Origin of the sequence: Nonomuraea sp. NPDC052634, from assembly GCF_040678535.1 — a bacterium.
Classification (GTDB): Bacteria; Actinomycetota; Actinomycetes; order Streptosporangiales; family Streptosporangiaceae; genus Nonomuraea; species Nonomuraea fastidiosa.
Map to the genome: position 1 here is coordinate 643,214 of NZ_JBFATY010000003.1, position 15,531 is coordinate 658,744.

Genomic DNA, 15,531 nt, shown 5'->3' on the forward strand with positions numbered 1-15,531 from the left:
GTCACTCCGTTGCGATGAAGACGTTCTTGACCTCGGTGAACGCCGCCAGGGCGTCAGGGCCGAGCTCCCTGCCGAGTCCGGACTGCTTGAAGCCGCCGAACGGGGTCCAGTAGCGGACCGACGAGTGTGAGTTGACCGACAGCGCGCCCGACTCGACCGCCCTGGCCACGCGCAGCGCCCGCCCCACGTCGCGGGTCCAGATGGAGCCGCTCAGCCCGTACGGGGTGTCGTTGGCGATGCGCACGGCGTCGGCCTCGTCGTCGAACCTGGCCACCGACACCACGGGCCCGAAGATCTCCTCGGTGAACGCCCGGTCGGTGACTTCGGGGGTCAGCACGGTGGGCGGGAACCAGAAGCCCTTGCCCTCGGGGCAGGAGCCCTGCAGGTAGGGGGTGCCCTCGACGAAGCCCGCCACGCGGGCCAGGTGCTCGGCGCTGATGAGCGGGCCCATCTCAGTGGCCTCGTCGCGCGGGTCGCCGACCTTGACGCCGAGCACGGCGGGGGCGAGCAGGGCCATGAACTCGTCGTACACGCTCGCCTGGACGAGCAGGCGGGAGCGGGCGCAGCAGTCCTGCCCGGCGTTGTCGAACACCGCGTACGGCGCCGTCGCCGCGGCCTTCTCCAGGTCCGCGTCCGCGAACACGATGTTGGCCGACTTGCCACCCAGCTCCAGCGTGACCCGCTTGACGTGGCGCGCGGCCTTGGCCGCGATCTCCTTGCCCACCTCGGTCGAGCCGGTGAAGACGATCTTGGGTACGCCGGGGTGCTCGACCAGGCGGGCGCCCGCGACCTCCCCTGCCCCGGGCAGCACCTGGAGCACCCCCTCGGGGAGGCCCGCCTCCAGGGCCAGCTCGGCCAGCCTCAGGGCGGTCAGCGGGGTCCACTCGGCCGGCTTGACGATCACCGTGTTGCCCGCCGCCAGCGCGGGCGCCACGCCCCACGACATGATCAGCATCGGGAAGTTCCACGGCACGATCACCCCGACCACGCCCAGCGGCTCGTGGAAGGTGATGTCCACGCCGCCCGGCACCGGGATCTGCCTGCCGTGCAGGCGCTCGGGGGCGGCCGCGTAGAAGTGCAGCACGTCGCGTACCGCGCCCGCCTCCCAGCGGGCGCCGCCGATCGGATGACCGGCGTTGGCCAGCTCCAGCTCGGCCAGCTCCGCGCCGTGCGCGTCCACCACCTCGGCGAACCTGCGCAGCAGCCGCGCCCGGTCGCCCGGCGCCACCGCGCGCCAGCCCGCGTACGCCTTCGTGGCACGCTCCACGGCCCGGTCGACCTCGGCGGCGTCGGCGAGCTCGACGTCGGCCAGGACCTCCTCCGTGGCCGGATTGATGATCTTCATGCGCCCCCGTCACATGCGCTCGAAACCACGGAACATCTCCCAGTCCGTCACCGCCGCGTCGAACGCGGCCAGCTCCACGCGCGCGTTGTTCGCGTAGTGCTCGACCACGTCCTCGCCGAACCAGTCCTTGGCCAGCTTCGACCCCTCGAACGCGGCCAGCGCGTCGCGCAGCGTCAGCGGCACGGTCTCCGCGCCCGAGGTGTAGGCGTTGCCCGCGTACGGCTCCTCCAGCGGCAGCTCCTCGTCGATGCCGTGCAGGCCCGCCGCGATCAGCGCCGCCACCGCCAGGTACGGGTTCACATCGCCGCCCGGCACGCGGTTCTCCACCCGCAGCGACAGGCCGTGGCCCACCAGGCGCAGCGAGCAGGTGCGGTTGTCCACGCCCCACTTGAGCGCCGTGGGGGCGAAGCTGCCGGGCACGAAACGCTTGTAGGAGTTGATGTTGGGCGCGTACAGCAGGGTCAGCTCACGCATGCAGGCGAGCTGCCCGGCCACGAAGCGGGCGCCGAGCTGGGAGAGCCCGTGCGGACCTTCGCCCGCCATCACCGGCTCGCCGTCCAGACCGCGCAGCGAGATGTGGATGTGGCAGGAGTTGCCCTCACGCTGGTTCGGCTTGGCCATGAACGTGATCGACCGGCCCTCCTGGGCGGCGATCTCCTTGGCCCCCGTCTTGTAGATGACGTGGTTGTCGCAGGTCGCCAGCGCCTCGGCGTAGCGGAAGGCGATCTCGTGCTGGCCGAGGTTGCACTCGCCCTTGGCGGACTCGACGTACAGGCCCGCGCCCTCCATCTCGCGCCGGATCCTGCGCAGCAGCGGCTCCACACGGGCGGTGCCGAGCAGCGAGTAGTCGACGTTGTAGAGGTTGGCGGGGGTCAGGTCGCGGTACGCGCGCTTCCAGGCGTCCTCGTAGCTGTTGTCGTAGATCACGAACTCCAGCTCCGTGCCCACGTACGCGGCCAGTCCGCGCTCGGCCAGCCGGGCGAGCTGGCGGCGCAGGATCTGGCGCGGCGAGGCGGTCACCTCCGAGCCGTCCTCCCAGGCCAGGTCGGCCATCAGCAGGGCGGTGCCCTCGTGCCACGGGATGCGGCGCAGCGTGCTCAGGTCGGGCTTCATGACGAAGTCGCCGTAGCCCCTGTCCCAGGACGACATGGCGTAGCCGGGGACGGTGTTCATGTCGACGTCGACGGCCAGCAGGTAGTTGCAGCCCTCGGAGCCGTGCTGCAGCACCTCGTCGAGGAAGTAGCGCGCCGACAGCCGCTTGCCCTGCAGCCTGCCCTGCATGTCGGCGATCGCGAGGAGCACGGTGTCGATCCGGCCGGCGGCGACCTCGTCGCGCAGCTCGGCCACGGACAGGAACCCGCTGCTCGCTCCATCGCTCACGCTATGCCGCTCCTCACTGGGCTCTGACCTGGCCTGACGCGCTCATTCGCCGATTGGGCTAGTCTCAGACCATTGAGGTGCATCGTGGGATCGCTTGTCAAGGCCTGAGGACACGTTGGACGAGTCGGCGCGTTTGATGACGGTGTTGCGGCCGGTCAGGGCGGGCAACGCCTTCGAGGAGACGGTCGAGCGGCTGCTCCAGGCGATCAAGCTCGGCGTCGTCCCGCCGGGCGGCAAGCTGCCGCCGGAGCGCGAGCTGGCCGTTCGGCTCGGCATCAGCAGGGTGACGCTGCGCGAGGCGATCAGGGCGCTGTCCGACGCCGGCTACCTCGACGTCCGCAGGGGCCGGTACGGCGGGGCGTTCGTCACGTACCGGCCGCCCGAGCCCGACGCCGGCACCGCCCGCCAGGCCGTCAACGCGATGGGGCCCGGCGAGCTGGCCGACGCGCTCACCTTCCGGCTCGCCGTCGAGAGCGGCGCCGCGCAGGTGCTCGCCGCCTCCGAGCTCGACGCCGCCAAGCGCGAGCTGCTGCTGCGCAGGCTCGACGAGCTGAACGCGGCCGGGCTCGACGACTACCGCCGCCTCGACACCGCGTTCCACCTGTCCATCGCCGAGCTGACCGGCTCCGGCCTGCTCGCCGCCGCCTGCGCCGACGCCCGCTCCCGGGTCAGCGACCTGCTCAACGCCATCCCCATGCTCCAGGTCAACCTCGACCACGCCGCCGTCCAGCACCGGGCCATCGTGGACGCCATACTCGCCGGCGACCCGGAAGCCGCCGGACGGGCCGTCGCCGAGCACCTGGAGGGCACGGCCGCGCTGCTGCGCGGTTTCCTGGCGTGAGGTCCTGGCCTGCTCCCCTGTGCGGGTACGGCCGGTGTGTGCGGGTACGGCGGGCTTTCCGGCGTGAGAGCAGGGCGGGCGCGACGGTCCCGCACGGCTCGTACCATCGATGGCGAGAGCCATGGGGAACTGGTTTCAACACAGCATCGTCGCCACAGGACGGCTTCCGCTGTTCTGCTACTTCGTCATGCTCATCGTGGCGTTCATCGCCACCCGCATCAACGTCCGCCTGATCAGGGCGAAGGTCGGCTGGTTCCGCAACTTCACCGTGGGCGAGATGCACATCCACCACGTGGTGTTCGGCGTCATCCTCATGCTGATCGGCGGCGTCACGCTCATCGTCTCGCCCGGCTCCCAGGTCGGCACCGCGGTCGCCGCCTCCATCTTCGGCGTCGGCTCCGCCCTCGTGCTCGACGAGTTCGCGCTCATCCTGCACCTGCACGACGTCTACTGGGAGGAAGAGGGCCGCACCTCGGTCGACGCCGTCTTCATCGCGATCGCCGTCAGCGGCCTGCTGCTCATCGGCCTGCGCCCCCTCACCTGGGACTACGGCCCGCCCGTCATCAACCCCGCCGCGCTCATCGTGGCCAACCTGGTGCTCGCCGTCATCACCCTGCTCAAGGGCAAGATCTGGACGGGGATGGCGGGCTTGTTCGTGCCGCCCATGCTGCTCGTCGGCGCCATCAGGCTGGCGCGGCCGGGGTCGCCGTGGGCGCGCTGGTTCATCGTCGAACGCTCGCCGCGCAAGCTCGCCAAGGCCGTGCACCGGGAAGAGCGGTGGCGGCGGCCGGTCATCCGGGCGAAAATCGCGTTCCAGGAGTTTCTGTCCGGCCGCCACGACCTTCCCTCCAGCCGCCGCACCCGCCGCTCGGCCCTCTGAGCTCTCGCTGGAACGTGTTCTAGGGCCGCACCCCACGAGCACCCCGTATCCCGCCTCGCTCTGGACGCTTCAGCCGCTGCCTCGCGGGCGTTGAGGCTGCGGCGGGTGGGCGTCTTCGGCGGGGGCGCCTGCGTGTCTCCGCTGAAGACGCCTCTGGCGGTGGAGGCTGGGCGCTTGGGCGCCGTTCGTGGCGCGGCGGAGGAGACAGGGCGTCTGGGGCGGTTCATAGGACGACGGTGATCTCGGGATCTCGGGAAGGCCGCAGGAATCGTCCGCCGCCTCCTCCTCAAGGAGGAGTGTCAACCAAAGTTGACATACTCAGGTCGTCAATTTAAGTTGACTGCTGTGCCCGGGTGCGGATCGCGCGGTCCCGTTCGTTGGGCGAGTCGAGAAATGTCGTGAAAGGAGCTGCGGTGGTCAAGGAGTTGCTCGCCTACCTCCGTCCGCACCGGAAGATCCTCGTCGTCGGCGGGCTGCTCGGCCTGATCGGCTCGGCGGCGGGCCTCGCCATGCCGCTGCTGGCCAAGTACGTCGTGGACGCCTTCGGCAGGAACGCCTCCATGGCGGGGCCGTTACTCGGGCTGACCATCGCGGTGGTGATCGGAGCCGCCGTCTCGGCCGGCGGCAGCTACCTGATGGAGCGCACCGGCGAGGGCATCGTGCTCGGCGCCCGGCGCAGGCTCGTGGACCGCATGCTGCGGCTCAGGGTGGCCGACGTGGACCGGCTCAAGCCCGGCGACCTGCTGTCGCGGGTGACCGGTGACACGACGCTGCTGCGCTCGGTGCTGACCAACGGCGTGGTGGACTCGATCGGCTCGGCGTTCATGCTGGTCGGCGCGATCGTGCTGATGGCCGCGATGGACGGCGTGCTGCTGCTGGTCACGCTGCTCGTCGTGGTGCTGATCGGCGGGCTGGTCGCGCTCATCATGCCGCGCATCCAGCGGGCGCAGGCGCAGGCGCAGGAGGCCGTGGGCGAGATGGGCGCCGTGCTGGACCGGGCGCTGCAGGCGTACCGGACGGTCAAGGCCAGCGGCGCGGAGGAGCGGGAGATCGCCGAGGTCGCAGGGGCGGCCGCGCGCGCCCGCGACCGCGGGCTGCAGGTCGCCGGCTGGACGTCGCTCGCAGGGGTGGCGACGTGGATGACCGTGCAGATCGCGTTCCTCGCCGTGCTGGCCGTCGGCGGCGCGCGGGTCGCGTCGGGCGCGCTCGAGGTCTCGTCGCTGATCGCGTTCCTGCTCTACCTGTTCTACCTGGTGGCGCCGATCGGGCAGCTCGTCAACGGCGGGGTCGAGCTACAGCAGGGCCTGGCCGCGCTCAAGCGCATCAAGGAGATCGAAGACCTGCCGGCCGAGCCCGCCGGAGTCGTCCCGCACGAGGAGAGCACGCCGATCGGCGTGGAGTTCCGCGACGTCGTCTTCCGCTACGGCGACGACCGGCCGATCGTGCACAACGGCGTCACCTTCGAGGTGCCCGCGGGCGGGCTGACCGCGCTCGTCGGCCCGTCGGGAGCGGGCAAGTCCACGGTGTTCGCGCTGCTCGAACGCTTCTACGACCACCAAGACGGGCGGATCCTGGTGGGCGGCCGCGACATCCGCGACTGGCCGCTCGGCGAGCTGCGCGCCGCGCTCGGCTACGTCGAGCAGGACGCCCCCGTCCTGGCCGGCACGCTGCGCGAGAACCTGCTGTTCGCCGCCCAGGACGCCACCGAGGACGAGCTGCGCTCCGTCATCGCGCGCACCCGCCTCGACGACCTCGTGGCGCGGCTGCCCGACGGGCTGGAGACCCCGGTCGGCCACCGCGGCGTGCTGCTGTCGGGCGGCGAACGGCAGCGCGTGGCCATCGCCAGGGCGCTGCTGCGCAAGCCCAGGCTGCTGCTGCTCGACGAGGCCACCTCGCAGCTCGACGCGGTCAACGAGCTGCGGCTGCGCGAGGTCATCGCCGAGGTCGCGGCGGAGACCACCGTGCTGGTCATCGCGCACCGCCTCTCCACGGTGACGGGCGCCGACCGGATCGTGGTGATGGAGGGCGGCACCGTACGCGCGGTCGGCCGCCACGACGAGCTGGTGGGCGAGGACGAGCTCTACCGGGAGCTGGCCGCCACCCAGTTCCTGGCCAGTTGAAAGCCGCTGAGCAGCACAAACGTGACCTGCGACGCCTTTTGCCGCTGGTGGGCGGGATGAGAACGGCGGGTCTCGTGCGTTGCACGTTGCGTGGCGGACGGATTTCGCGGTGGGCTTGACATGCTGCTGGACGGCCGGAGGCTGTCCCCCGTTCAGCACAGGATCGCCGACTACCTCAGCGAGCACCTGGATGAGGCGATCTTCCTGTCCAGCGTCGAGCTGGCCGAGCGGGCCGGGGTCAGCCAGCCCTCGGTGACCCGCTTCGCCATGGTGCTGGGCTTCGCCGGATACCCCGAGCTGCGCCAGGCGCTGCGCCCCCTCGTGCTCGGCGGGGGCCCGGAGACGCCGCACGAGAGCCTGCTGCGCGGGGCCATCGACTGCGAGATCCGCAACCTCGTCACGGTCAGGGAACGCCTGTCCGCCTTCCCGATCAAGGAGCTGGGCGAGCACCTCGCCGCCACCGAGCCGCTGCCCGTGCTGGGCCTGCACGCCTCGTGCGGGCTCGCCACCACGTTCGCCTACTACGCCCGCCGCATACACCCCGACGTGCGGCTGCTCGTCCACGGCGGCTCCGAGCTGGCGGAAGGGCTGCACGCGGCCCAGCGGGCGGGGGCCGAGTGGGTGGTGGCCGTGGTGCTGCCGCGCTACCCGGCCGAGACGCTGGACGCGCTCGAGTACGCCGCCAAGCTCGGCCTGCGGGTCGCCGCCATCACCGACAGGGCCGGCCTGCCCGCCGAGGTCGTGCTCGACGCGCCCGTGGGCGACGGGCTGGTCTTCAACTCGCACGCCGCGCCGCTCGCGCTCGCCATGGCGCTGGTGGAGGCCATGGCCGAGGCGGTGCCGCTGCGGACGCGGGCCAGGCTTGAGGAGTACGACCGGATGGCCGAGGAGACCGGCACCTTCCGCACCCCCGACCCGGCCTGAGCCGTCCTCGTACAGGCGGGGCGGCCAAGGTCAATAAGCTGCCGCTATGACTGAACGACCGAAGGCGCTGGTCACCGGCGCTTCCCGAGGGGTCGGCGCGGCCGTCGCGCGGGCCCTCGCCCCCACCCACGACGTCCTGCTCGGCGGCCGTGACGAGCGGGCGCTGGCCGCGCTCGCCGCCGAGCTGCCCGGGGCACGGCCGTGGCCGGTGGAGCTGACGAAGGTGACGGCCGCCGACGTCGCGGGCATCGACCGGCTCGACGTGCTCGTGCACAGCGCGGGCGTCGCCACCCTCGGCCGCATCGCCGACCAGAGCGCCGACGCGTGGCGGCGCACGTACGAGGTGAACGTCGTCGCCGTCGCCGAGCTGACCAGGCTGCTGCTGCCCGCGCTCAGGCAGGCCGAGGGGCACGTGGTGTGCGTCAACTCAGGCTCGGGGCAGCGGGCCAACCCTCACTGGGCGTCGTATGCGGCCAGCAAGTTCGCGCTCAAGGCGTTCGCCGACGCGCTGCGGCTGGAGGAGCCCCTGCTCAGGGTCACCACCGTCTACCCGGGCAGGACCGCGACCGACATGCAGCGCGGCGTGCGGGAGTACGAGGGCGGCGAGTTCGAGCCGGAGCGCTACCTCACGCCGGAGACCGTGGCGCGGGCCATCGTGGCCGCCATCACCGCAGGGCCCGACGCCCACCTCACCGAGCTGACCGTGCGGCCCAGGGGCGGTCCGGTCAACTGACCGGGGCGCGCCCGTCCTCCCCCGTGTTCACCAGGCGTTTCACTGCGGTCTCCTCCTTGAGGAGGACATGCAGAACCCTCCCGCAGGCGTAGTGCTTTAGGGAATCTTTGCACGTGGCCGGACGTTGCCCGGGTATAGAACGCAGCTGCGGAACGAGGTGCCTGGGGATGGCAAGGCCTACGGGGAGTCGCACGCAGGAGCAGCACATCGCCGAGCGCGATCTGCTGGGGACCTACCTGGCCGAGATCGGCCGGGTCCCGCTGCTCACGGCGGAGGAAGAGGTTGAGCTCGCCAAGAGGATCGAGGCGGGCCTGTTCGCCGAGCAGCTGCTCGACAGCGGGGGCACGGAGCCGCGCATCGGAGACGCGGCCGACGAGGAGCTCGAACGGCTGGCGATATCCGGCCGGCGGGCGAAGGAGGAGTTCATTCAGGCCAACCTGCGCCTGGTGGTGGCGGTGGCCAGGAAATACTCAGGCCGTGGGATGCCGCTGATCGACCTGGTCCAGGAGGGGAACCTGGGCCTGGTGCGGGCGGTGGAGAAGTTCGACTACCGGCGGGGCTACAAGTTCTCGACCTACGCCACGTGGTGGATCAGGCAGGCCGTCGGGCGTGCCATCCATGAGCAGGCGCGGCCGGTGCGGCTGCCGACCCACGCGGGCGAGCAGATGACCCGGCTGATGCGGGTCAGGCGCGACATGCTGGCCGAGTTCGACATGGAGCCGACCGACGACGACCTCGCCGGCATTCTCGACCTGCCGATCGAGCGGGTGCGCGAGCTGCGGCGCTGGGCGTCCGACCCGGTGTCGTTGCAGCTCGGCGTAGGTGACGAGGACGAGACCGAGCTCGGCGACATGATCGCCGACGAGACGTGGGCCGATCCCGAGCAGCAGGCGATCGACATCCTGGAGCGCGAGCGGCTCGACCAGTGGCTCACCGGGCTCGAGGGGCCGACCAGCGAGATGCTGCGCTGGCGTTACGGCCTGGTCGACGGGCGCGAGCACACGCTCACCGAGGTGGGCGAGCGCTACGGCATCGGCCGCGACCGCGCCCGCCGCATCGAGCGCGACGCGCTGGCGCGGCTGCGCAAGATGGCCACGGCGGCCGCCTGACGGCCGCCCGCCGCAGAGGGCCGTCCGTCAGGCTCAGCCGACGGTGGCCCGCCAGGGAGGACGGCCGCCCGGCATCAGGGACTCAGGGCCCGCCGGCGCCCCTAGGGGGAGGGCGCCGGCGGGCCCTAGGCTTTTCGCCATGCATGTCGAGACCCTGCGGCGCTATCCGGTGAAGTCGATGCTGGGCGAGGAGCTCGCCGAGACCGAGGTGACCGAGCGGGGGCTGGCCGGCGACCGGGCGCGAGCGGTGCTCGACGTGGCCACCGGCAAGATCGCCAGCGCGAAGAACCCGCGGCTGTGGCGGCGGCTGCTCACCCTCGAAGGCGCGCGGGCGCCCGGCGACGCGGAGCTGTCGGAGCTGCTCGGGCGCGAGGTGCGGCTGATCGACGTGCCGCCCGAGGGTGCCGAGATGCTGCGATCTGTGCCCGAGCAGGTGCTGGCCGAGGGCATCGAGGCGGAGGTGCCGTACACGGTGAGCCCGGTCGGGGCGGGCGCTCCCGAGGGCACGTTCTTCGACTTCGCCCCCGTGCACCTGATCACCACCTCCGCGCTCGCCAGGATCGGCGCGCTCGGGCCGCGCGGGCACGTCGAGGCCGAGCGCTACCGGCCCAACCTGGTGATCGCCACCGAAGATGACGGGGACGAGGGGTTCGTCGAGAACGGCTGGGTGGAGCGGCGGCTGCGCGTCGGCGACGAGGTGGAGCTGCACGTCATCGTGGCCACCCCGCGCTGCGCGGTGCCGACGCTCGCGCACGGCGCGCTGGAGCGCGACACCGACGCGCTGCGCACCGTGGCCAGGCACAACAGGGTGCCGGTGTTCGGCATGGAGCCGCAGCCGTGCGCGGGCGTGTACGCCCGGGTGACCCGCCCCGGCCGCATCAGGGTGGGCGACCCGGTCACCGTGGTGTGAGCCGGGTCCTCGGCGCGCGCCCGGCCGCTCACGCACGAGCGGCCGGGGCCTTCCGAGCGGCCGGGCCTTGTCACGGGCCGGGTGCCCGAAGTGGCCGGGGCTGGGAGGTCAGGCCAGCGGGGCGAGGTACTTGTCGAGGTCGTCGAGGATCTTGCCGGCCGCGGTGACGCCGATGCCCGTCATCCAGATCTCGTCGTCCACGTTGTGGGCGTTGCCCGACTTGACCGCCTTGAGGTTCTTCCACAGCGGCCCGCCGGTGACCTCGGCCTGCGCCTTGGCGGCGTTCTCGCCGTACGCGGTGTAGAAGATCGCGTCGCCGTCGGCCTTGGCGATGTTCTCCTGGCTCAGCTTGCCGAAGCGCCGGTCCTCCTGGTCCTTGAGCTGCTGGACCTCGGGCCTGGGGATGCCGGCGTCCTCGAGGACGATGCCGCTGAACGACTGCGGCCCGTACATGCGGATCTCGGTCGGCATGAACCGCACGATGCTGACCTGCAGCTCGGAGTACTTGGCTCCGATCTCCTTGGCCCTGGCCTCGTACGCCGACAGGAGCTGCTGCGCCTGCTCCTTCTTGCCCAGCGCCTCGGCGTCGAGCAGGAAGTTCTCCTTCCAGGTGATGCCGACCCGCTCGGTGAACACGGTCGGGGCGATCTTGGAGAGCTTGTCGTAGAAGGCAGCCTGGCGGAACTTCGAGCCGAGGATCAGGTCGGGCTTCAGCGCCATGATGGCCTCGATGTTGGGCTGCTGAAGGGTGCCGACGGGCTTGGTGTTCGCCAGGGCGGAGCCGAGGTAATCGGGCCACGTCTGGTTCTCCTGGGCCTGGGCGGCCCCCACGGGGGCGAGGCCGAGCGAGACCATCGAGTCGAGCTTGTCGGTGTCGAGCACGACGACCCGCTTCGGCGCCATGGGGACCTTCGTCTCACCCATGGCGTGTTCGACGGTACGGGTGGGGCCCGCATCCTGCGACGCGGTGGAGGTGCCGCAGGCGGCGAGGGCCAGAACGGGCAGCATGGCGGCGATGGCCAAGCGGAGGCGCATGGGCGTTCCTTGATCGTTAGGTAAGGCTACCCTAAGTATCTCACGATCGATATCGCCATGCGGAAACCCGGCCTGTGAGGCATCCGAAACGCAGGCGAAACACCTGTGCGGCGAGATTCACGAATGTGAAACACACCTGGTCGAGCCACGAAACCCCGGGCGAACACGCTGTGGCCACACGTCACATGTAAGGAGGGTCGCGTCGTGAAGATCGACAGCGGCACGACTGCCTGGATGCTCACGGCCACCGCGTTGGTGCTGTTGATGACTCCGGGCCTCGCGCTTTTCTACGGGGGCATGACCAGGGCCAAGAGTGTCCTGAACATGATGATGATGTCGTTCGGCGCCATCGTCGTCGTGAGCGTCGCGTGGATGCTCTACGGTCACTCACTGGCCTTCACAGAAAGCCCCATCTCAGCGCTCAACTCTTTCGTCGGCGGCTTCGACGCCCTGGGCCTGCAGAGCCTGGTGGAGACCGCGACCAGTGACGACGGCACGGGCATGCCGAGCCTCGTCTTCTCCGCCTTCCAGATGACGTTCGCCATCATCACCGTCGCACTGATCAGCGGTGCCATCGCGGACCGCGCGAAGTTCGGCGCGTGGATGCTGTTCGCCGTCATCTGGGCCACGGTCGTCTACTTCCCGGTCGCCCACTGGGTGTGGGGCGGCGGCTGGCTCAACTCCATGGGCATCGAGGACTTCGCGGGCGGCACGGTCGTCCACATCAACGCCGGCGCCGCGGCCCTCGCCCTGGCGCTCGTGCTGGGCAAGCGGCAGGGCTGGCGCAAGGAGCCGATGCGGCCGCACAACCTCCCGCTGGTGCTGCTCGGCGCGGCGCTGCTGTGGTTCGGCTGGTTCGGCTTCAACGCCGGCTCCGAGCTGGTGGTCGACGGCATCGCCGGCCTCGCCTTCATGAACACGCAGGTCGCCACCGCGGTCGCGGTCGGTGCCTGGCTCACCGTGGAGAAGCTGCGTGACGGCCACGCCACCAGCCTCGGCGCGGCCTCCGGCGCGGTCGCCGGTCTGGTCGCCATCACCCCCGCCTGTGGTTTCGTCGACCCTTGGGCCGCGATGGTCATCGGCCTGCTCGCCGGCGCGATCTGCGCCTACGCCGTGGGCCTGAAGTACAAGCTCGGCTACGACGACTCGCTCGACGTGGTCGGCGTCCACATGGTCGGCGGTGTGATCGGCGCCGTCGCCCTCGGCTTCGTGGCCGCCTACCCCGCCACCGACGAGCAGAGCGAGGGCCTGTTCTACGGCGGCGGCTTCGGCCAGCTCGGCCTGCAGGTGCTCGGCCCGGTGGCCGTGGGCCTGTACTCCTTCGTCATCACCTGGATCATCGGCAAGATCATCGACAAGACGATGGGCTTCCGGATCAAGGCCGAGGACGAGATCACCGGTATCGACATCACCACGCACGCCGAGACCGGTTACGACCTCGGCACCGTTCACGCCTCCGGCGTGAGCTCCCCGAACGGTCCCGTCACCACGGCTCCGGCCACGAAGAAGGTGGACGCATGAGGCTCATCACGGCGATCATCAAGCCGTTCAAGCTCGATGACGTGAAGGCCGCGCTCGAACAGTTCGGCATCAAGGGCATGACGGTCAGCGAGGCCAGCGGCTACGGCCGGCAGCGCGGCCACACCGAGGTCTACCGGGGCGCCGAGTACCAGGTGGACCTGGTGCCCAAGGTGCGCCTTGAGGTCCTCACCGAGGAGGACGACGCCGAGGACGTGATCGACGTCATCACCAAGGCGGCGCACACCGGAAAGATCGGCGACGGAAAGGTCTGGTCGGTGCCGGTCGACACCGTCGTCCGCGTACGGACCGGCGAACGGGGTCCGGAAGCCCTGTGAAGATTCCGCGGCGAAGCGCGGGCACCCCTTGGCGGGCGTCCGCGCGGAGCGAGCCCCGCACGGCCGACGATGTCCGGCGGGGGATTCACAGGGGAGAGATGGACCCGAGGCGAAGCCTGGACAACGGCGTCCGGGCGGAGCTCGGCAAGGGGGCGCAGTAGTGAGGGGAGAGGCCCGTTCGTTCGCCGCGGCCCGCAAGGAGCGGACCGCGGACACCGATCGCTGGCTCAAGGATCTCTTCCGCACGGCGACCGACGGCGACCACGTCTCACTGGTCGCCGTCGGGAGTTTGGGAAGGGGTGAGCCGGCACCGGGCAGCGACCTCGACCTGGTGCTGCTCCACAACGGCCGGGCCGACGTGGCCAGGATCGCCGACCGGATCTGGTACCCGATCTGGGACGCGGCGATCGGCCTCGACCACTCCGTACGCACGGTGGAAGAGGCGGTCTCGGTGGCCCGGCAGGATCTCAAGGCCGTGCTCGGCCTGATCCAGGCCAGGCACGTGGCAGGCGACCCCGACCTGACCAGGAAGGCCAGGGAGGCGGTGCTGGCCGAATGGCGGGCCGACTCGCGGCGCCGGCTGGGCGAGCTGCGGGAGGCCGCCGATCAGCGGGCTCAGGTGAGCGGGGAGCTGGCGTTCCTGCTGGAGCCCGATCTCAAGGACGGACGCGGCGGGCTGCGCGACGTCCAGGCCATGCAGGCGGTGGCCGCCGCCTGGGTCGCCTCGGCGCCGGGGCCGCGGGCCCGCGAGGCGTACGAGTTCATCCTCGACGTGCGGCACGCGCTGCACGTCGTCACCGGACGCGGCACCGACCGGCTGGTCCTCCAGGAGCAGGACGCGGTGGCCGGGGTGCTCGGCCTCCTCGACGCCGAGGCGCTGATGCGCCGGCTGGCCGAGGCGGGCCGCACGATCTCACATGCTTTCGACGCCACCTGGCGCACGGTCGACAGGCTCGTGTCGGGGCCCGCTCCACGCGGGCGCCGCCCGCTGGCGGACGGCGTGGTGGAGCACGGGGGCGAGGTGGTGCTCGCCAGGGGTGTCGATCCGCGCAAGGACCCGGTGCTGGTGCTGCGTGCCGCGGCGGCCGCGGCGGACTCCGGGCTGCCGCTCGCACCGGCCACGGTGTCCGTGCTCGCGGCTCAGTCGCCGCCGATGCCGGTGCCCTGGCCCGAGGAGGCCCGTGACGCCCTGGTGTCGATTCTCGGCGCGGGCCGCGCCGCCGTACCCGTCTGGGAGGAGCTGGACCAGGCGGGAATTCTCGTCAAACTTCTTCCCGACTGGGAACGGGTGCGCCACCGCCCCCAGCGCAACCCGATCCACCGGTTCACGGTCGACCGCCACCTGATCGAGGCCGCCGCCAACGCCGCCAGCCACACCCGCGAGGTCTCGCGGCCCGACCTGCTGCTGATCGCCGCGCTCCTGCACGACGTGGGCAAGGGCTGGCCGGGCGACCACTCGGCGACCGGCGAGGTGGTGGTCCGCGACATCGGCACCCGCATCGGGCTGCCGCCGGCCGACGTCGAGACGCTCGCCACCGTCGTACGCCACCACCTGCTGCTGCCCGAGACGGCCACCCGCAGGGACCTCGACGACCCCGTCACGATCGAGAAGGTCGCGGCCACGGTCGGCTCGCGCGAGGTGCTCGACCTGCTGGCCGCGCTGGCGGTGGCCGACGGCATCGCGACGGGCCCGGCCGCATGGAACTCGTGGAAGGCCGGCCTGGTGGCCGACCTGGTGCGCCGGGTCCGCTCGGTGCTGGCCGGCTCGCCCCCGCCCAAGCCGCCGACGCTCTCGCCCGAGCAGGCCGCGCTGGCCCGCCACGGCGGTGGAGCGGTCCGCGTGGTCGGGGGAGCGGTCACGGTCGTCGCGCCCGACCGGGTGGGGCTGCTGTGGAGCGCCGCGGGCGTGCTGTCGGCCCACCGGCTCGTGGTGCGCTCGGCCTCGTCCGCGTCCGCCGGCTCCACGGCGGTGATCGAGTTCTCCGTCGTCCCCGAGTACGGCTCCCCGCCGGACCCCGCGGCGCTGGAGTCCGACCTCCGTCTCGTCCTTGCTGGACGTCTTGACATCGAGCAACGTCTGGCCCGCCGCGCGAGGGGTGTCAGGCCGCCTCGCGTGCCGGTCGCTCCACCCCGTGTGACCTTGGTCGATGATGCCTCCGCCACCGCCACCGTGGTCGAAGTCAGGGCCCATGACAGGCCGGGGCTCCTGTGGCGTATTGGACGTGCGTTCGGCGAGTGCGGTCTTGACGTGAGGGCCGCTCGCGTGGAGACTCTCGGCGCGGAGGCGGTGGACGTCTTCTACGTTGTGGACCGCGCCGGTCGCCCCCTCAGCGACGAGGCGCAACGGGCCCAAGTCCGCGATCAAGTCCTTGCCGCACTGCGATGACCAGGAGCACAC

The 15,531-nt window shown here is 71.4% G+C and carries 13 protein-coding genes; 10 read left to right on the forward strand and 3 right to left on the reverse strand.

Annotated elements, in window-relative coordinates; all coding sequences use genetic code 11:
* Position 1: 1 nt before the first annotated feature.
* Entirely contained in the window at positions 2-1,345 is a 1,344-nt protein-coding gene (locus AB0K67_RS18885) for an aldehyde dehydrogenase family protein (protein ID WP_364061215.1), read from the reverse strand.
* Positions 1,346-1,354: 9 nt separating this feature from the next.
* Positions 1,355-2,725, reverse strand: coding sequence for a glutamine synthetase family protein (locus AB0K67_RS18890; protein ID WP_364061218.1), 1,371 nt, complete (start codon positions 2,723-2,725; stop codon positions 1,355-1,357).
* Between the two features lie 136 nt (positions 2,726-2,861).
* On the opposite strand from AB0K67_RS18890, the gene AB0K67_RS18895 reads away from it, so the two are divergent.
* From AB0K67_RS18895 to AB0K67_RS18925, 7 genes are all read left to right on the forward strand, one after another.
* Positions 2,862-3,566 (forward strand): FCD domain-containing protein, encoded by a 705-nt coding sequence (locus AB0K67_RS18895; RefSeq protein ID WP_364061221.1) that lies wholly within the window; start codon positions 2,862-2,864, stop codon positions 3,564-3,566.
* A gap of 121 nt (positions 3,567-3,687) precedes the next feature.
* Complete coding sequence (locus AB0K67_RS18900) at positions 3,688-4,446, forward strand: hypothetical protein (protein ID WP_364061224.1); 759 nt, start codon at positions 3,688-3,690, stop codon at positions 4,444-4,446.
* Between the two features lie 413 nt (positions 4,447-4,859).
* Complete coding sequence (locus tag AB0K67_RS18905; RefSeq protein WP_364061227.1) at positions 4,860-6,566, forward strand: ABC transporter ATP-binding protein; 1,707 nt, start codon at positions 4,860-4,862, stop codon at positions 6,564-6,566.
* Positions 6,567-6,686: 120 nt separating this feature from the next.
* Positions 6,687-7,490 carry a MurR/RpiR family transcriptional regulator gene (locus AB0K67_RS18910; RefSeq protein ID WP_364061230.1) on the forward strand — a complete coding sequence of 268 codons (804 nt, stop codon included), beginning with the start codon at positions 6,687-6,689 and terminating at the stop codon, positions 7,488-7,490.
* Positions 7,491-7,536: 46 nt separating this feature from the next.
* Positions 7,537-8,223: an SDR family oxidoreductase gene (locus AB0K67_RS18915; protein ID WP_364061233.1), complete on the forward strand. Its 687-nt coding sequence runs from the start codon at positions 7,537-7,539 to the stop codon at positions 8,221-8,223.
* A 167-nt stretch (positions 8,224-8,390) separates the two neighbouring features.
* Positions 8,391-9,332, forward strand: a complete 942-nt coding sequence (locus AB0K67_RS18920; protein WP_364061236.1) for a sigma-70 family RNA polymerase sigma factor — start codon at positions 8,391-8,393, stop codon at positions 9,330-9,332.
* Between the two features lie 139 nt (positions 9,333-9,471).
* Complete coding sequence (locus AB0K67_RS18925; RefSeq protein WP_364061239.1) at positions 9,472-10,242, forward strand: MOSC domain-containing protein; 771 nt, start codon at positions 9,472-9,474, stop codon at positions 10,240-10,242.
* A gap of 108 nt (positions 10,243-10,350) precedes the next feature.
* Here AB0K67_RS18925 and AB0K67_RS18930 read toward each other — a convergent pair whose 3' ends face one another.
* The gene (locus AB0K67_RS18930; protein WP_364061242.1) at positions 10,351-11,277 is read right to left on the reverse strand and encodes an iron-siderophore ABC transporter substrate-binding protein; all 927 of its coding nucleotides are present in this window, start codon (positions 11,275-11,277) and stop codon (positions 10,351-10,353) included.
* A 204-nt stretch (positions 11,278-11,481) separates the two neighbouring features.
* Here AB0K67_RS18930 and AB0K67_RS18935 point away from each other — a divergent pair, with 204 nt between their 5' ends.
* The 3 genes from AB0K67_RS18935 (at position 11,482) to AB0K67_RS18945 (ending at position 15,519) form a co-directional block, all read left to right on the forward strand.
* The gene (locus tag AB0K67_RS18935; protein ID WP_364061245.1) at positions 11,482-12,798 is read left to right on the forward strand and encodes an ammonium transporter; all 1,317 of its coding nucleotides are present in this window, start codon (positions 11,482-11,484) and stop codon (positions 12,796-12,798) included.
* Positions 12,795-13,133 (forward strand): P-II family nitrogen regulator, encoded by a 339-nt coding sequence (locus AB0K67_RS18940; RefSeq protein WP_364061248.1) that lies wholly within the window; start codon positions 12,795-12,797, stop codon positions 13,131-13,133. Before AB0K67_RS18935 ends, AB0K67_RS18940 begins: the two co-directional genes overlap by 4 nt.
* Positions 13,134-13,293: 160 nt before the next feature.
* Entirely contained in the window at positions 13,294-15,519 is a 2,226-nt protein-coding gene (locus AB0K67_RS18945; RefSeq protein ID WP_364061251.1) for a [protein-PII] uridylyltransferase, read from the forward strand.
* Positions 15,520-15,531: the final 12 nt, after the last annotated feature.

Bases quoted from the DNA above. Each gene is read 5' to 3' on its own strand.
- AB0K67_RS18925 (WP_364061239.1), top strand. From the start codon at position 9,472: ATGCATGTCGAGACCCTGCGGCGCTATCCGGTGAAGTCGATGCTGGGC.
- AB0K67_RS18895 (WP_364061221.1), top strand. From the start codon at position 2,862: ATGACGGTGTTGCGGCCGGTCAGGGCGGGCAACGCCTTCGAGGAGACG.
- AB0K67_RS18930 (WP_364061242.1), bottom strand. From the start codon at position 11,277: ATGCGCCTCCGCTTGGCCATCGCCGCCATGCTGCCCGTTCTGGCCCTC.
- AB0K67_RS18885 (WP_364061215.1), bottom strand. From the start codon at position 1,345: ATGAAGATCATCAATCCGGCCACGGAGGAGGTCCTGGCCGACGTCGAG.
- AB0K67_RS18915 (WP_364061233.1), top strand. From the start codon at position 7,537: ATGACTGAACGACCGAAGGCGCTGGTCACCGGCGCTTCCCGAGGGGTC.
- AB0K67_RS18940 (WP_364061248.1), top strand. From the start codon at position 12,795: ATGAGGCTCATCACGGCGATCATCAAGCCGTTCAAGCTCGATGACGTG.
- AB0K67_RS18900 (WP_364061224.1), top strand. From the start codon at position 3,688: ATGGGGAACTGGTTTCAACACAGCATCGTCGCCACAGGACGGCTTCCG.
- AB0K67_RS18920 (WP_364061236.1), top strand. From the start codon at position 8,391: ATGGCAAGGCCTACGGGGAGTCGCACGCAGGAGCAGCACATCGCCGAG.
- AB0K67_RS18910 (WP_364061230.1), top strand. From the start codon at position 6,687: ATGCTGCTGGACGGCCGGAGGCTGTCCCCCGTTCAGCACAGGATCGCC.